Below are 15,218 nucleotides of genomic sequence, written 5' to 3'. Positions count from 1 at the left end.
AAAACTTACCTTTCATTCAACTGAAGCGCTCTTACTACGCAGTCACATCTTGTTCATTTTTGACCACTTTCCACAGATACATAACGGCAAGTAGTGCGGGAATAATAAGTAAGACCAATACCATTGGTACACTCGATTTAATCACTTCTACATTAAGTGCATACACGGTTATGACATCGGATATGTCCGTCAATACTCTAACTATTAACATGACAAAAAGGGCTTTATGGGACTTTAACAGTAACGCAATGATCACTCCTAATGCCACTGTTACATTTCTCGTGATATACAGCTGCGTAACATAGTTTAATTCAGTCACGTTAGGGATAAAATCACCAGGGTTTATCGCGGTACCCACAGAAAATAAAAGCACTAGCGCTATCTGTATCATCACGACAGCCCATACCCAAATAGGTAAGAATTTTTTTGTCTGATCATTTTTGTTATTCATTATTTAATCCTCATTTATATAATCGATTTTTTTATAAATTAGTCACATACTCAGTCGGTGAGCTAGCAGTATCCATTTTCAGCCTAATGGCTAACGTTAATAACAGTAAAAGTCCCACAGCGAAGGTGCCATACTCAAAAAATGGTGTCGTTAATACCAACATTGCCGCGGCTGGATAGAGTAAGTTAGCCTCGAAACTTCGCTTCGAAAACAGATCATTGAGCAACCACATTGACACCATGAAAATGGCCGTAGGTACCACAACCATAGCATTTACAACGTGTAAACTAACCTCTGCATGACCACCAATTTTATCATTCATCACCTCAAGGGCTGCACCGACAGTACTGATTGAGATGAACACCAAAATATGACCGTAAGACCACATATAGCCTCTATTGGAATACTGTAGTCTTTTATGCTCATGTTCATCAAAATAGAATTTAAAATAAACCAGATAGTCGTTAATATTTAATTAAACAACACACGCATCTACCTGTTCACTTTATGAACACGAAATAAACAAGATAGAACAAAATAGAACAAGAGATAACTTTAAAGAAATATACCAAAATAATGTTTTGCATTTAATTAGCTATCTAGTGTTAACTACTATATGTTCTGGAAATGTAAATGAAAAGACCTAATACGAATAGATAGTATTCTATAATGGAATGATATGGATAAATTAAGTGCGATGCGTGCATTCGAAGCAGTTGTACGAACGAAGAGTTTCACAGATGCCGCTAATGAACTAAACATAACTCAAGCATCTGTAAGTAAAAAAGTGTTAGCTTTGGAAGTCGAGCTAAACTGTCAATTGATTAACAGGAACAGCCGCAAGCTATCTGTGACTGATGATGGAAATATATACTACAAACAATGCAAGTCATCGTTAGCCGACATAGATAATATTGAGTACATATTACGTAGCAATCAAAACTCTGACAAAGGAAGTGTGAAAATCACAGCCCCTATCCCCTTTTCATCAAGAGTGTTGGTGCCTTTATTTCCTGGGTTTTACAAAAAACATCCCGATATTAAAATTGAAATAATCCTCAGTGATACACAAGAAGATTTGATTTCTGATTCATTTGATATTGCAATAAGGGCAAGTCGTAATTTTGATGACTCCTCTCTCATAGCATTAAGCCTGTGTAATAACCCTTTGCAACTCGTAGCCTCATCTGAATATGTAAAGAAGCACGGTTCTCCAATTACTATTAAAGACTTAGAACAACATAATTTTATTAATTACACATTACTAAAACCAGCCAAAAAACTCATTTTAACCAAAGATAAAAAGATTCAAAACATACATGTTAGCGGTAACCTTTCGAGTAACAATGGTGATGCAATACTGGCGGGAGTTATCAACGGAATTGGCATTGCTGAACTGCCGATTTGGATGGTAAACGAACACATTGATAATGGAACGCTTGTTCGAGTAATGCCTGACTATAGCTCTACAGATGTTCCTTTAAAAATACTCTACCCACTTCGGGACCGAATTCCAATCAGGGTAAAGTTATTAATTGATTATTTGAGGGAAAACTTAAAGCATAGCTAGCCTTCATTTCAAGGCTAGCTGGCAAGATTTACGCCTATACCTTATAGATATCACATACCTTTTTGGCAATCGCATCACGGGTGATCACGCCACACAATACTCCCTTATCCAATACAGGGAACATGCTAGGTTTATCGGCTGAAGCACAACGCAATCTCTCTTCATAACTGGTGAAGGTATTGCCAGTTAATATCCCATTTTCATTAACAGGGAATAGCTTATTACGATCTACAACCATTAACTCAATCAATTCAGCCACGGGATCTAATGGTGACAACGTCATGACCTCTTTCTGCATCAGGTCACTGACTTTATAAGATACGCCTCTGGCAAACTCTTCAGACCATAAACTACGAAGTAAGTCTTGTTGCGATATAAAACCCAGTAAACGCTTTTGCTCATCTAATACTGGTGCACTTCTGCAATCGTTATCGGCAAGTAAGGTCAAGCCAGCATAGACAGACAGCTCAGCTGAGATGGTTAGCGGGTTGGTGTCCATCAGATCTTGTACACGTAATTTTTGAATTATTTTTGGCATTTTTATCGATACTCCAGAGGGTAATAACGGGTATATTTGTGCAGAGATTTCAAATTGTGGAACACTGTGGGCAGAAGGAACTTGAACAGCCGGTACTGACTTTTCTATAAGCCAATAACCTAAGCCAACAAACACACCGCCACCCACAATATTGCCTAAGGTCACAGGAATAAGGTTGTTGAAGATAAAGTGACTCAAGGTTAGATCAGCAAACTGTGCAGAATTGATACCCAATGAGGTAAAAAACTCAGGTTGAGCAAATTGAGAAATCGCGATCCCTAAAGGCACCATAAATAGGTTTGCAATGCTGTGCTCAAAACCACTACTGACAAACATGGCTACTGGCAACATCAGTAGAATCGCTTTAGTCAGCGCGTCTTTGCTTGCAAAGGTCATCCAAACACCTAAGCACACCAACATGTTACACAAAATACCGAGCACAAAAGCCTGCATCCATCCGTGATGAAGCTTATGCTGGGCGATCTGCAGTGCGTTGAGCCCCCATTGACCGCCATCGAGCTCATGCATACGCGCAGACATTATCAACGCCAGCATGATCATCGCGCCTAACAAGTTCCCTGCGTATACTCGGCACCAACATTTGATAAGGTCCGGTGTTGTCACCAGTTTTTGGGCCCACGCTACGCTGCTTAATACAGTACTGGTAAAAAGCTCTCCACCACATATCACCACGAGCATTAAACCTAAACTGAAGGCTAAGCCTCCCACGAGACGGACTAACCCCCAAGAACTGCCATCGTTCCCTGTCGTTACAGTGATAAAAAAGACAAAAGCAAGCGCTATGAAAGCCCCTGCGAAAGTGGCTAGACCAAAAGATTGCCAGGTCGCCTTAATGACTTTTGACTCCCCATAATGCTCGGCTTGTTGATATAGACTCGCCTGCACTGGTTTTGGTGTGTCCACTGCTTTATGGAGAGAATGAGCCGGCAATAACTCACTCACCTTATTCGTAGACGTCATTTGTCATCATCCAGGTGAAGACGTCGTAATCTATTGTTTTTCATTTGTATATATCTCTCTGTATCTTCAGCTTGTTATTTTGTGCTGACAAGATAACGAGAAATATGAGCTAATAAAATTTGATAATTATTATGGTGAGTATCAAATTACTTGATACGAAAAAGTGAATGTTTCAGAATGTTAAATCACAGAATAAAGCCATAAAAATCTAAGTGATTGTAAAGTAACAACTTTTACGTATCCTCTTATTATTGAATTTTCTCCGTCAAATTCGTTCTGTTTATGAGTGGTAATGCTCGCTCACAAAGTAATGGCTAAATTACCGAGTATTGGTCTGTTATAAGGAAAATTGATGATGACCAAACATATAAGTACAAATGAAACCCATTAAAGTAATTGTTAGCCGCCTAGTGGTAAATATCGCTCAAAGCGTGATCACAATCACACCGATAGATTAGCATGTTGTGATATACCTTTAGAAAAGCATAAAAGACCGATAGATCTCAACTCACAGCCAGATTCGCTACTTGCTCCACACATATGCAGCAATACGTGATCGATAAACAACGCAATATATGTGCCGAGGCGGTATTTGTTTAGCGATCTCTGTATAAGTTGTTAAGTGGGTCTCAAATACCTAAAACACCTGATTCAACAATATTGATACTTGATGAAGAAGCTCATTCTCTGTGTTAAAATTTATGAGGTAAATTGGTCTTACCAATTAAGTAGAGATTGTTAGAGGAAACAACAGCATCGTTGGCCGGATCATCTTTAGATCCTGAACCACATTTGCAGGTTCTTAACCTCAATGAATAATGCAGCCAATTGGTTCGTCATATTCAAGCTAACACTCAAAGATCATTATAAGTTGTCATCACATTAGATGAATCACTATGTTCTTCTCGGAGAATGAGAAAATATGTCAGAAACAGTGAAAAACCAACAGAACGAAGACTCCACAAAATCATACCAAGAGCTTCATCGTCCAGTGTCTGAGTTTGCTACTCGTGAAGAGTACTTAGACAATGAACTAAAAATCATGAAGCCTAGGCGTTGGAGACTTAACCTGCCAGGAAGAGACTTCCGATTTGAATGGGAAGATCTTGTCCCTGCCATTGCGGGAACGATCGGTATTACCGTGATGTACTCTGCGGTTATGGCGGCATGGGCGGCAGGTCTTAGCGAGAGATGGGAGCATGTAAACCTTGGTGCAGAGTTTGCGACTCAGGTTGTACGTGTAGAGATGCTTATCCCTGCGCTATTGTTCTGTATCATCAGCTCTGGGTTCCTCAACCCTAAAGCTAACTTGGCTGGCAACCACGGTCCAATGATCCCACTGATTGGTGCAATCGCACTGGCTGGAGCACACCCGTTGGCGCTGGCTATCTTATTGGGTATGTTTGGTCTGATATTAAGCTACCTCAAAGGCGGTTCTCGTTTAGTGAACCTCACCAGCAGCGGTGTCGCCGGCGGTTTACTTGTTTTCCTTGGCTTTATGGGCGCAGAGGGACAAATCAGCTCACTATTTGAATGGGCGGGAAGTTTACAAGCCAAGCATGACCTCGGTTACAGCTTAGGTTATGTCGCCTTTTTCATCTTACTGGCCAACGTGATCTTGTACGCTATCCTGGCAAAGATTGGTAAACGCTGGTTGGCGATCCCACTTTGTTCTATTGCTGCGGTTGCGATGGCCTTTGGCCTCGGTGCAGGACTGGATCTTCAGTTTGTAACTGAACCAGGTATTCCAAACCTTAACCCTGTTTACTGGTGGGGCTCGACTGAGCAAGGTTGGCAGTTAGGCTTACCGAATCTAGAGCATTTTATTGCATCTTTACCTTTTGCTATTTTAGCCGTGGCAATGTGGTCACCTGACTTCTTGGGACACCGTATTTTTCAAGAACTGAACTACCCTAAAGGGTCTGAAAAAGTCTTGATGGATGTTGATGACACCATGACGACCTGTTCTTTACGTCAAATAGTAGGTACAGCAGTGGGTGGCGGTAACATCACTTCATCTTGGGGGACTTACATGATCCCTGCTGCAACGGCAAAGCGTCCAATCCCAGCAGGTGCAATCTTGTTAGGCCTACTTTGTATCGTTGTCGCGATTATTGGTTACCCAATGGATATCGCGGTGTGGCAACCAGTCATGTCAATCGCGTTACTTGTGGGAGTGTTCTTGCCTCTACTTGAAGCCGGTATGCAGATGGTTAAAAACACTCAGAACAGTCAGGCTGCGGGTATCTGTATTTTCGCCTCTTTTGTTGCTAACCCAGTACTGGCATGGGCGTTAACCATGTTCTTAGACAACAATGGCTTAATCGGCGACAAAGAACGTGCAAAATCACTGTCATTCGCTGACCGCATTGTTATTCCAGGCTTAGCCTTTGTGATCTGTTTAGCAGCCATGCTTGCTGTCGGTATGATCACTGGGATCCCAGCCCTGTTATAACAAAACATTGATAACGAGAAGTGAGTTTCACTTTTCGTTATCGACTCAATGATGGGTTCAACCAGCTTCAATTGATTCAGCATTGATCTGATGATGTTTCGTATAACACTTAATATCAGTTTTAGTGATGACGATAAACAATCTGCATAGAGAGATAATTCCTCAGTTAAGGCAGTAACAATTTCGACTTTGCAATTGTTACCAGCTTTTACATTGGCATTAAATTTTTGCAACACAAGTGACTCGTCATCGTCTTGGTAACTGACATTAATCTTGGGTGCAAACGTTATTTTAGTTAAAAACTGATGCATAGATAACAGTTTTTGAATTTAGCGACCAAAACCAAACGTATTAGGATGCAGGCTATTTTTGCTTATGTTAATATAACGTGGTTAATTGGTCTTACCAATTTACTGATAACCGATATTCATCGTAAACGGAACAATTTTCATATCGGTATCAAATCGACAGATCACTCCGAGTCTTAACAAACTCGGAAACCAGTTTCCTCCACCAGACAATATTGTGAGGAAGCTTTTTAAGACTTAGCTATTGGTATATCGATACCCTTGCTTTCTAAAGCCAACGTCGATAACTAATAACATGTATCTCAACTAAAAGGTATTTGTACGATGACCGAAAAAACTGAACAGTTTGCTAACGCGTGGGAAGGTTTTACCGCTGGCGAATGGAAAACTGAAGTCAACGTTCGTGACTTTATCCAAGCTAACTACACTCCTTATGAGGGTAATGAAACTTTCCTAGCTGAAGCAACTCCTGCTACTACACAGCTTTGGGATAAAGTCATGGTAGGCATCAAGCAGGAAAACGCGACTCACGCACCTGTTGATTTTGATACTGAAGTAGTATCAACCATCACTTCACACGCAGCTGGCTATATCGAGCAAGAGCTTGAGACCATTGTCGGCCTACAGACTGAAGCGCCTCTTAAGCGTGCTATGTTGCCAAATGGTGGCATTCGCATGGTTGAAAGTTCTTGTAAAGCCTATGACCGTGAGCTAAACGCTGACGTTAAATATGTTTACTCTGAACTACGCAAAACTCACAACCAAGGTGTTTTCGATATCTACACCCCTGAAATCATGGGTTGTCGTAAGTCTGGTATTTTGACTGGTTTACCTGATGCATACGGCCGTGGTCGTATCATTGGTGATTACCGTCGTATCGCACTTTACGGTATCGATTACTTGATGGCCGATAAGTTTGCTCAGTTTGGTTCACTTCAAGCAGGCTTCGAAGCTGGTGAAGACTTGTCTTACACTATGCAACTTCGTGAAGAGATTGCAGAGCAGCATCGTGCACTTGGTCAGATGAAGAAAATGGCTGCAAGCTATGGTTTCGACATCTCTCTTCCTGCAACTAATGCACAAGAAGCGATTCAGTGGACTTACTTCGGCTACCTAGCTGCAGTTAAGAGCCAAAACGGCGCGGCAATGTCGCTTGGTCGTACTTCAAGCTTCCTTGATATCTTCATCGAACGTGATCTTAAAAGTGGCCTAATCACTGAGCAACAAGCTCAAGAGATGGTTGACCACTTCGTGATGAAGCTACGTATGGTTCGTTTCTTACGTACTCCTGAATACGACGAGCTATTCTCTGGTGACCCAATCTGGGCTACTGAGTCAATCGCTGGTATGGGTCTTGATGGCCGTACTTTGGTGACTAAGTCTAGCTTCCGTTTCTTGCACACCCTGTACAACATGGGTCCAAGTCCAGAGCCAAACATCACTGTTCTATGGTCTGAAAAATTACCACTAGACTTCAAAAAGTACTGTGCAAAAGTGTCTATCGACACTAGCTCAATCCAGTACGAAAACGATGATCTAATGCGTCCAGACTTCGAGTCAGATGACTATGCTATCGCTTGTTGTGTAAGCCCAATGGTTGTAGGTAAGCACATGCAGTTCTTCGGAGCACGCGCTAACTTAGCTAAGACTATGCTTTACGCTATCAACGGCGGTGTTGATGAAAAACTTAAGACTCAAATCGGTCCTAAGTTTGACGCTATCACTTCTGAGTATTTAGACTTTGATGACGTTCTAGGTCGCCTAGACACTATGATGGATTGGTTAGCAACACAATATGTGACTGCACTGAACTCTATCCACTTCATGCACGACAAGTACTCTTATGAATCTGCTCTTATGGCACTTCATGACCGTGACGTTCGTCGTACTATGGCATGTGGTATCGCAGGTCTTTCTATCGCTGCCGATTCTCTTTCTGCAATTAAGTTTGCGAAAGTTAAGCCAATCCGTGACGAGAACGGTATCGCTGTCGATTTCGAAATCGAAGGTGATTATCCTAAGTTCGGTAACAACGACGCACGTGTTGATGATCTAGCAACTGAGCTTGTAGAACGCTTTATGGCTAAGATCCGTAACATGAAAATGTACCGTAACGCTATCCCTACTCAGTCAATCTTAACCATCACTTCTAACGTTGTGTACGGTAAGAAAACCGGTACGACTCCAGACGGTCGTCCAGCTGGTGCACCATTTGCTCCGGGCGCAAACCCTATGCATGGTCGTGACGAGAAAGGCGCTGTAGCATCACTGACTTCTGTTGCTAAACTTCCGTTTGCACACGCTCAAGACGGTATCTCTTATACCTTCTCTATCGTGCCAAACGCGTTAGGTAAAGATGAAGATGGTCGTCGCACTAACTTAGCGGCACTAATGGACGGTTATTTCGCCCATAGTGATAGCCGTGAAGGTGGTCAGCACTTAAACGTGAACGTGATGAACCGTGAAATGCTAGAAGATGCGATTGTTAACCCTGAGAAGTATCCTCAGCTTACAATCCGTGTATCTGGTTATGCAGTTCGCTTCAACGCACTGACACCTGAGCAGCAACAAGACGTTATTACTCGTACCTTCACTAAAGGTATGTAATACCTAATATATCTCTAAGATATTAAGGTAATAACGGGCTATGACTAGGCTGTACTGATTAAAGTACAGCCGATACCCAAACTATCTCGAAATGTGGAATTCAGCATATCGAGAAGTGACAGAGTTTAAGGCATGAAATTGCTGGACTAGTTATTCTAATTCAATATTTCATAACGCAAAAACATGTTGCTTCACGCTATGCCCTTCGGGAGTTACCGTAGAATAACTGCACTGCGTTTGTGATATCAACAAGGGAATAACCATTCTCTCTATCACTGCCTTGTTCAGCTATCCTACGGGAACTCTGAAACCAACATTTTAAGGTAGCTTGGGTATATTTATTTAAAACTTAAGATTGTCGCATCGATATAAAGCTGCAATATTAGGAATTTCAAATTTACATATGGAGTCACAATGGCAGTAACTGGTCGGATCCACTCATTGGAATCCTTTGGCACCGTTGACGGTCCAGGCATAAGGTTTATCGCTTTTATGCAAGGCTGTTTAATGCGTTGTCTCTACTGTCACAATCGCGATACTTGGGATCTACACGGCGGCACCGAGGTGCAGGTTGAAGAACTCATGTCTCAAATTATCAGCTACCGCCCTTTTCTTGAATCCAGCGGTGGTGGTGTTACAGCCAGTGGTGGTGAAGCCATATTACAAGCAGAATTCGTTTCAGCTCTTTTTGAAGCTTGTAAGAAAGAAGGCATTCACACTTGTCTCGATACCAATGGTTTTGTCAGAAAATATACCCCTATCATTGATGAGCTGCTCGATAATACTGATTTGGTATTACTGGATATAAAGCATATTGATGACAAGCGCCATATTGACCTCACTAAGGTCAGTAATCACCGCACGTTGCAGTTTGCAGAACACCTACATAAGCGCCAGCAAAAAACCTGGATACGTTACGTTGTAGTTGGCGGTTATACCGATGATATTGCTTCAGCCAAGAAGTTAGCCGAATTCCTTAAGCCTATGACCAATGTCGAGAAGGTTGAGTTACTCCCTTATCACGAGTTGGGCAAACATAAGTGGGAAGCGATGGGAGAAAAGTATGAGCTTAATGACATCTCTCCTCCATCGGGTGAAACAATGGAACAAATTAAACAAGTCTTTGTAGAGGCTGGATTAAACGCCATCTACTAAGCATTGAGGCGATGAGTGTTAAAAGGTACTAGTTAAAGTTCCTCCCAATACTCTTCGTCTAAACGTTCGAATGCCGCTTTGAGAATAAGTGCCATGTCGAAGTAACACGCTTTAGGTCCTAATGGACGACAACTGATCCCTTTGGCGATCATTTGAGTGGTCAATTTATCGCACCACTCGAACAAAGATAAGGGTAATGGATGGCGAGATCGCCAACCTAACCACAGCAAACCTTGAATAGGTAAGCTAATAAAAAACAGCGCTAATGTAATGGCTTGTGGAAGAAATCCCCAACCATGGATATACAGCTGACTCGCTGCAGCCAGTAGTGCCAGCATTGGCATCACAGGTATAGCAATCTGAGTGGCGCGAATAACGCGATACTCAGGGAAATAAAAACTAAGTTTTCTGACCATAGGCCAAGTTGTCATGTATTGACGACCTTGAACCAACGTTTTGAAAGCTTGAATGCTCAAGTGTTACACCGATTGAATGGGATACTGCTTTTACAATAGCACAAGCTGCAATAGAGCCCCAAGGCATTGTAGCTGCTTTATCAGCAGTCCCCGCTCTGAACCCAGAGCACTTCTAGCGGCTTCGTGATTTTACCTATGAAGTCATTATTGTTCAGTGACAAACGTTCACTACATTGTAAAAGGTTTTAAAGATGTCAAATAAACTGGTATTGGTACTTAACTGCGGTAGCTCGTCATTAAAATTTGCGATTATCGACGCCCTTACAGGTGATGACCAGATCTCAGGTCTAGCCGAATGTTTTGGCTTAGAAGACGCTAAGATTAAATGGAAAGTCAATGGTGTTAAACAAGAAGCTAGCCTAGGTGCTTTCTCTGCTCACCGCGAAGCAGTTGAATTTATCGTTAAAGATGTACTTGGTGCTAACCCTGAAATCGCATCACAAATTCATGCTATCGGACACCGTGTTGTTCATGGCGGTGAAAAATTCACTCAGTCAGTAATCATCGATGAAAGTGTGATCCACGGTATTGAAGATTGTGCAGCATTAGCTCCACTTCATAACCCAGCTCACTTGATCGGTATTCGTGCAGCTCAGGCTTCATTCCCTGAACTTCCACAAGTCGCCGTATTCGATACAGCTTTCCACCAGACTATGCCTGAAAAAGCGTTCATCTACGCGCTTCCATACAAGCTATACCGCGAAAATGCTATCCGTCGCTATGGCATGCACGGTACTAGCCACCTATTCATCAGCCGTGAAGCGGCTAAAGCACTAGGTAAAGATGAAGCTGACACAAACATCATTTGTGCTCACCTTGGTAACGGCGCATCTGTTACTGCTATTAAAGGCGGTAAGAGTGTAGATACTTCTATGGGTCTAACGCCTCTAGAAGGTTTGGTAATGGGAACACGTTGTGGCGACGTAGATCCTTCTGTTATCTTCCACCTAGTTAACCGTTTAGGTTACACACTAGACGAAGTTGAGTCAGTACTTAACAAGCAAAGTGGTCTACTTGGTATATCTGAACTGACTAACGATTGTCGCGGCATCGAAGAAGGTTTTGAACAGGGTCATAAAGGCGCAACACTCGCATTAGAAATCTTCTGCTACCGTCTAGCTAAGTACATCGCTTCTTACACTGTGCCACTAGAGCGTCTAGACGCTGTAGTATTCACTGGTGGTATCGGTGAAAACTCTGACCTAATCCGTGAGAAAGTACTTAATTCTCTAGCTATCTTCAACTTCAACGTAGATAAAGAGCGTAACGCTGCTGCTCGTTTCGGTAACGGTGGCCAAATCACTACCGACGAAGGTACTGTTGCTATGGTTATCCCTACTAATGAAGAGTGGGTTATTGCAGAAGATGCGATGCGTCTTCTGAAGTAATACATTGGCCTGAAACCCTTTTTGGGTTTCAGGCCAAAACTCATCTTCTTATTGAGTTGCACCATACAGTTCGGTGTAGTATTACTACGCCTGTCTAAGCTTCAAACAGAGGTTTTTATGTCTCGCAATATTATGCTCGTCCCTATCGGCACAGGTGTCGGTCTCACTTCAATCAGTTTAGGTCTCGTTCGAGCTTTTGAGCACCACGGTGTTAAAGTTCGTTTTTTCAAGCCAATTGCACAGCAACGTCCACAAGATAGCGGACCAGAGCGTTCAACGACGATTTTAAGTAAGTCACCCACTGTTAACCCACTTGAGCCATTTGAGATGGATCATGCTGAAGGGCTAATTCGCGGTGATAAGACTGATGTCTTGATGGAGCAGATCATTGCTCGTGTCACTGAATGTACTGACGATACAGAAACCCTTGTCGTTGAAGGCCTAGTACAGACTAGAAACCACCCGTTCTCAAGCGACATCAACTACGCTATCGCAAAATCTCTTGATGCCGATATCATCTTTGTTGCCACACCCGGTAATGAAAGTGCCACTGCACTGATGAATCGCCTAGAGATCGCTCATAAGTCATGGGGCGGCACTAACAACAAGCGTATTATTGGCGCAATGATCAACAAAATTGGTGCGCCAGTTGATAATGAAGGCCGTGCGCGTCCAGATCTATCTGAAGTCTTTGATCACACTGATGTTCAGCGTCCAGATCCAGCGAATATGTTCCAACTTCCAGGTAAGAGTTCACTGCGCATTTTAGGCAGCGTACCTTACAACCTCGATCTGGTTGCACCTCGTGCATCTGATCTTGCTAAGCACCTTAGTGCAAAAATCATTAACGCTGGTGAGATGAACATTCGTCGCCTGCGTAAAGTCACTTTCTGTGCACGTAGCCTACCTAACATGGTTACACACATTAAGACTGACTCACTATTGGTTACCTCAGGTGACCGCTCTGATGTCATCGTTTCAGCCTGCCTTGCCGCCATGAACGGTGTTAAAATCGGTGCCCTACTGCTTACTGGTAGTTATGAGCCTGAGCCACAAATCATGGAACTGTGTGAGCAAGCTTTCGAAACTGGTCTTCCAGTCTTCTTGATTGACACCAATACTTGGCAGACATCGCTTAACATCCAACGTTTCGATCATGAAGTTCCTGTTGATGACGCGGTACGCATTGAAGAAGTCCAAGAGTACGTTGCAAGTCATATTGATCAAAACTGGATTCAAAGTGCGACAGAAAACTCTCCTCGTGAGCACAGACTGTCTCCTCCAGCGTTTAGATACAAGCTGACTGAACTGGCACGTGCAGCACGTAAAACCGTTGTTCTACCTGAAGGTCATGACTCACGTACTATCGAAGCAGCAAGCATCTGTGCTGAACGCGGTATCGCTAAGTGTGTGCTTCTTGGTAATCGTGAAGAGATTGAACGTATTGCAGCACAGCAAGGTGTTACGCTTGGTGAAGGTGTTGAAATTATTGAGCCAGATGTCGCACGTGAAAACTATGTTGAGCCAATGCTTGACCTACGTCGTCATAAAGGCCTGACTGAAGTTGTTGCTCGTGAGCAACTTTGTGACAACATGGTACTTGGTACCATGATGCTAGCCCAAAATGAAGTCGATGGTATTGTGTCTGGTGCGGTAAATACTACAGCCAACACTATTCGTCCTCCACTTCAGTTGATCAAGACTGCACCAGGTTCAAGCTTGGTTTCTTCAATCTTCTTTATGTTGATGCCTGATCAAGTGCTTGTTTATGGTGACTGTGCGATTAACCCAGATCCAAATGCTGACCAACTTGCTGATATCGCTATCCAATCAGCTGATTCAGCTGCGGCATTTGGTATAGAGCCACGTGTTGCAATGATCAGTTACTCTACTGGTAGTTCAGGCACAGGTTCTGATGTTGATAAGGTACGTGAAGCAACTCGTATTGCTAAAGAGAAGCGTCCTGATCTGATCATCGATGGTCCACTTCAGTATGATGCGGCCGTTATGCCTAACGTTGCACTATCTAAGGCACCAAACAGCCCAGTTGCTGGCCAAGCGACAGTATTCGTATTCCCAGACCTCAATACTGGTAATACGACTTACAAAGCCGTACAGAGAAGTGCAGACCTAATCAGTATTGGCCCAATGCTTCAAGGTATGCGTAAGCCTGTTAACGATCTGTCTCGTGGTGCATTAGTTGACGATATCGTTTACACCATCGCCCTAACAGCAATCCAAGCTGCGCAAGCGGAACAAGCTAAATAACGCTTCATACTTTAGTATGAAGCAAACTAAAAAAGCCTGTCAATGACAGGCTTTTTTATGCACAAAAAGAATACGTTACTGTATATAAACTGAATAATATTGATAAAAACAGGTATGCGTCACTTTTTAACCAGCAATATAAATCATTTAAAAACAGCACTTTAAAAGTTATGCATCTAGTCTTCAACATACTTGTCCACAGATTTTGTGGATAACAGTTAAAACTTATCCTTTCAGATATGACTGATTTAACACTTTAGGTCAAGCATTAAAATTTTACAGATTAGCAGTGTTAAGCCAATAACTTGCCAACCTCCCCATAAATAGCGATACTGAATCCAAATTCCCTTTGTATCAAGTATATGAGAATAATAGCTATATTTTGTGTGTTTTTTCTTTTTGGCTGTGGTCCTGACACCTCAAAAAGTGGTCCGATCCTGTCACCTGAAGATGTCTCATTAGGTTTCTTCACCGCGATATACGTCGATAAAGACATTAAAAAAGCACAACTCTATGTTAGCGACCCGATGAAAGAGGTCATTTCGCATTATCATATCGCCTCATCTGTTCAGCGACACATGCTGAATTTGTCCATGACGAATGTGACACTTGAGATAGAAGAGATCGATATCGACTTTTTCAGAAAGTCAGCTCAGGATGTGACCGTCATCGTCAAGATGCACGGTCTGAAAGGGGGAAGTCCTTGGATTGATGATCGTACTATCAGACTTCACAAGAATGGCATTAAATGGCAGATTGCTGAGATCTTGCCTGAAAGATAACTTAATCTAGACAAAAAAATAGCAACCTAGAGGTTTAATGCCGGTAAGTTAAGCTTACTGGCATTTTTTATTCCTGGCGTATCTCTGAGGTCTTCGTTTAACCGTCCTAGGAAATGATCTCGTTCGTCGAGGCTCTAAAATTAGGCTTTCTGCCATATCATAGAAGTACTTTAGTTGCCCTGGGATGGCTCCTGGAGTCGAGTACGGCAACCCCACTAACAGCCTCAAAATGTGAGCCA

At 42.5% G+C, this 15,218-nt stretch carries 11 protein-coding genes and 1 pseudogene; 7 read left to right on the top strand and 5 right to left on the bottom strand.

Going from position 1 to position 15,218, the window contains the following annotated elements; all coding sequences use genetic code 11:
• Positions 1-34: 34 nt before the first annotated feature.
• Complete coding sequence (locus tag FN961_RS14210; protein WP_144040843.1) at positions 35-451, bottom strand: hypothetical protein; 417 nt, start codon at positions 449-451, stop codon at positions 35-37.
• Positions 452-482: 31 nt separating this feature from the next.
• A complete protein-coding gene (locus tag FN961_RS14205) occupies positions 483-908 on the bottom strand; it encodes a low temperature requirement protein A (RefSeq protein WP_268241166.1) in 426 nt (141 codons plus the stop codon).
• Positions 909-1,130: 222 nt separating this feature from the next.
• Here FN961_RS14205 and FN961_RS14200 point away from each other — a divergent pair, with 222 nt between their 5' ends.
• Complete coding sequence (locus FN961_RS14200; protein ID WP_144040841.1) at positions 1,131-2,021, top strand: LysR family transcriptional regulator; 891 nt, start codon at positions 1,131-1,133, stop codon at positions 2,019-2,021.
• 34 nt (positions 2,022-2,055) lie between these two features.
• On the opposite strand, the gene focA is transcribed toward FN961_RS14200, so the two are convergent.
• On the bottom strand, positions 2,056-3,540 hold the full coding sequence (gene focA / locus FN961_RS14195) for a formate transporter FocA (RefSeq protein WP_144040840.1): 1,485 nt from the start codon (positions 3,538-3,540) through the stop codon (positions 2,056-2,058).
• A 922-nt stretch (positions 3,541-4,462) separates the two neighbouring features.
• Here focA and FN961_RS14190 point away from each other — a divergent pair.
• From FN961_RS14190 to pflA, 3 genes are all read left to right on the top strand, one after another.
• On the top strand, positions 4,463-5,995 hold the full coding sequence (locus FN961_RS14190) for a DUF3360 family protein (RefSeq protein WP_144040839.1): 1,533 nt from the start codon (positions 4,463-4,465) through the stop codon (positions 5,993-5,995).
• Between the two features lie 632 nt (positions 5,996-6,627).
• A complete protein-coding gene (gene pflB / locus FN961_RS14185; RefSeq protein WP_144040838.1) occupies positions 6,628-8,910 on the top strand; it encodes a formate C-acetyltransferase in 2,283 nt (760 codons plus the stop codon).
• Between the two features lie 414 nt (positions 8,911-9,324).
• Positions 9,325-10,065, top strand: a complete 741-nt coding sequence (gene pflA / locus FN961_RS14180; RefSeq protein WP_144040837.1) for a pyruvate formate lyase 1-activating protein — start codon at positions 9,325-9,327, stop codon at positions 10,063-10,065.
• A gap of 32 nt (positions 10,066-10,097) precedes the next feature.
• Here the strand turns inward: pflA and yfbV are convergent, their stop codons facing one another.
• Positions 10,098-10,541, bottom strand: a complete 444-nt coding sequence (gene yfbV / locus FN961_RS14175; protein WP_144040836.1) for a terminus macrodomain insulation protein YfbV — start codon at positions 10,539-10,541, stop codon at positions 10,098-10,100.
• 191 nt (positions 10,542-10,732) lie between these two features.
• Here yfbV and ackA point away from each other — a divergent pair, with 191 nt between their 5' ends.
• From ackA to FN961_RS14160, 3 genes are all read left to right on the top strand, one after another.
• Entirely contained in the window at positions 10,733-11,929 is a 1,197-nt protein-coding gene (ackA, locus tag FN961_RS14170; RefSeq protein ID WP_144040835.1) for an acetate kinase, read from the top strand.
• Positions 11,930-12,046: 117 nt separating this feature from the next.
• The gene (gene pta / locus FN961_RS14165) at positions 12,047-14,197 is read left to right on the top strand and encodes a phosphate acetyltransferase (protein ID WP_144040834.1); all 2,151 of its coding nucleotides are present in this window, start codon (positions 12,047-12,049) and stop codon (positions 14,195-14,197) included.
• 362 nt (positions 14,198-14,559) lie between these two features.
• Entirely contained in the window at positions 14,560-14,979 is a 420-nt protein-coding gene (locus FN961_RS14160) for a hypothetical protein (protein ID WP_144040833.1), read from the top strand.
• A 54-nt stretch (positions 14,980-15,033) separates the two neighbouring features.
• On the opposite strand, the pseudogene FN961_RS14155 reads toward FN961_RS14160, so the two are convergent.
• Positions 15,034-15,218: pseudogene (locus FN961_RS14155) on the bottom strand (IS4 family transposase); the annotation flags it as partial.

Source organism: Shewanella hanedai (assembly GCF_007197645.1).
Classification (GTDB): Bacteria; Pseudomonadota; Gammaproteobacteria; order Enterobacterales; family Shewanellaceae; genus Shewanella; species Shewanella hanedai.
Note: the sequence above shows the minus strand (reverse complement) of the source record. Positions and strands in the feature narration are given on the sequence as shown.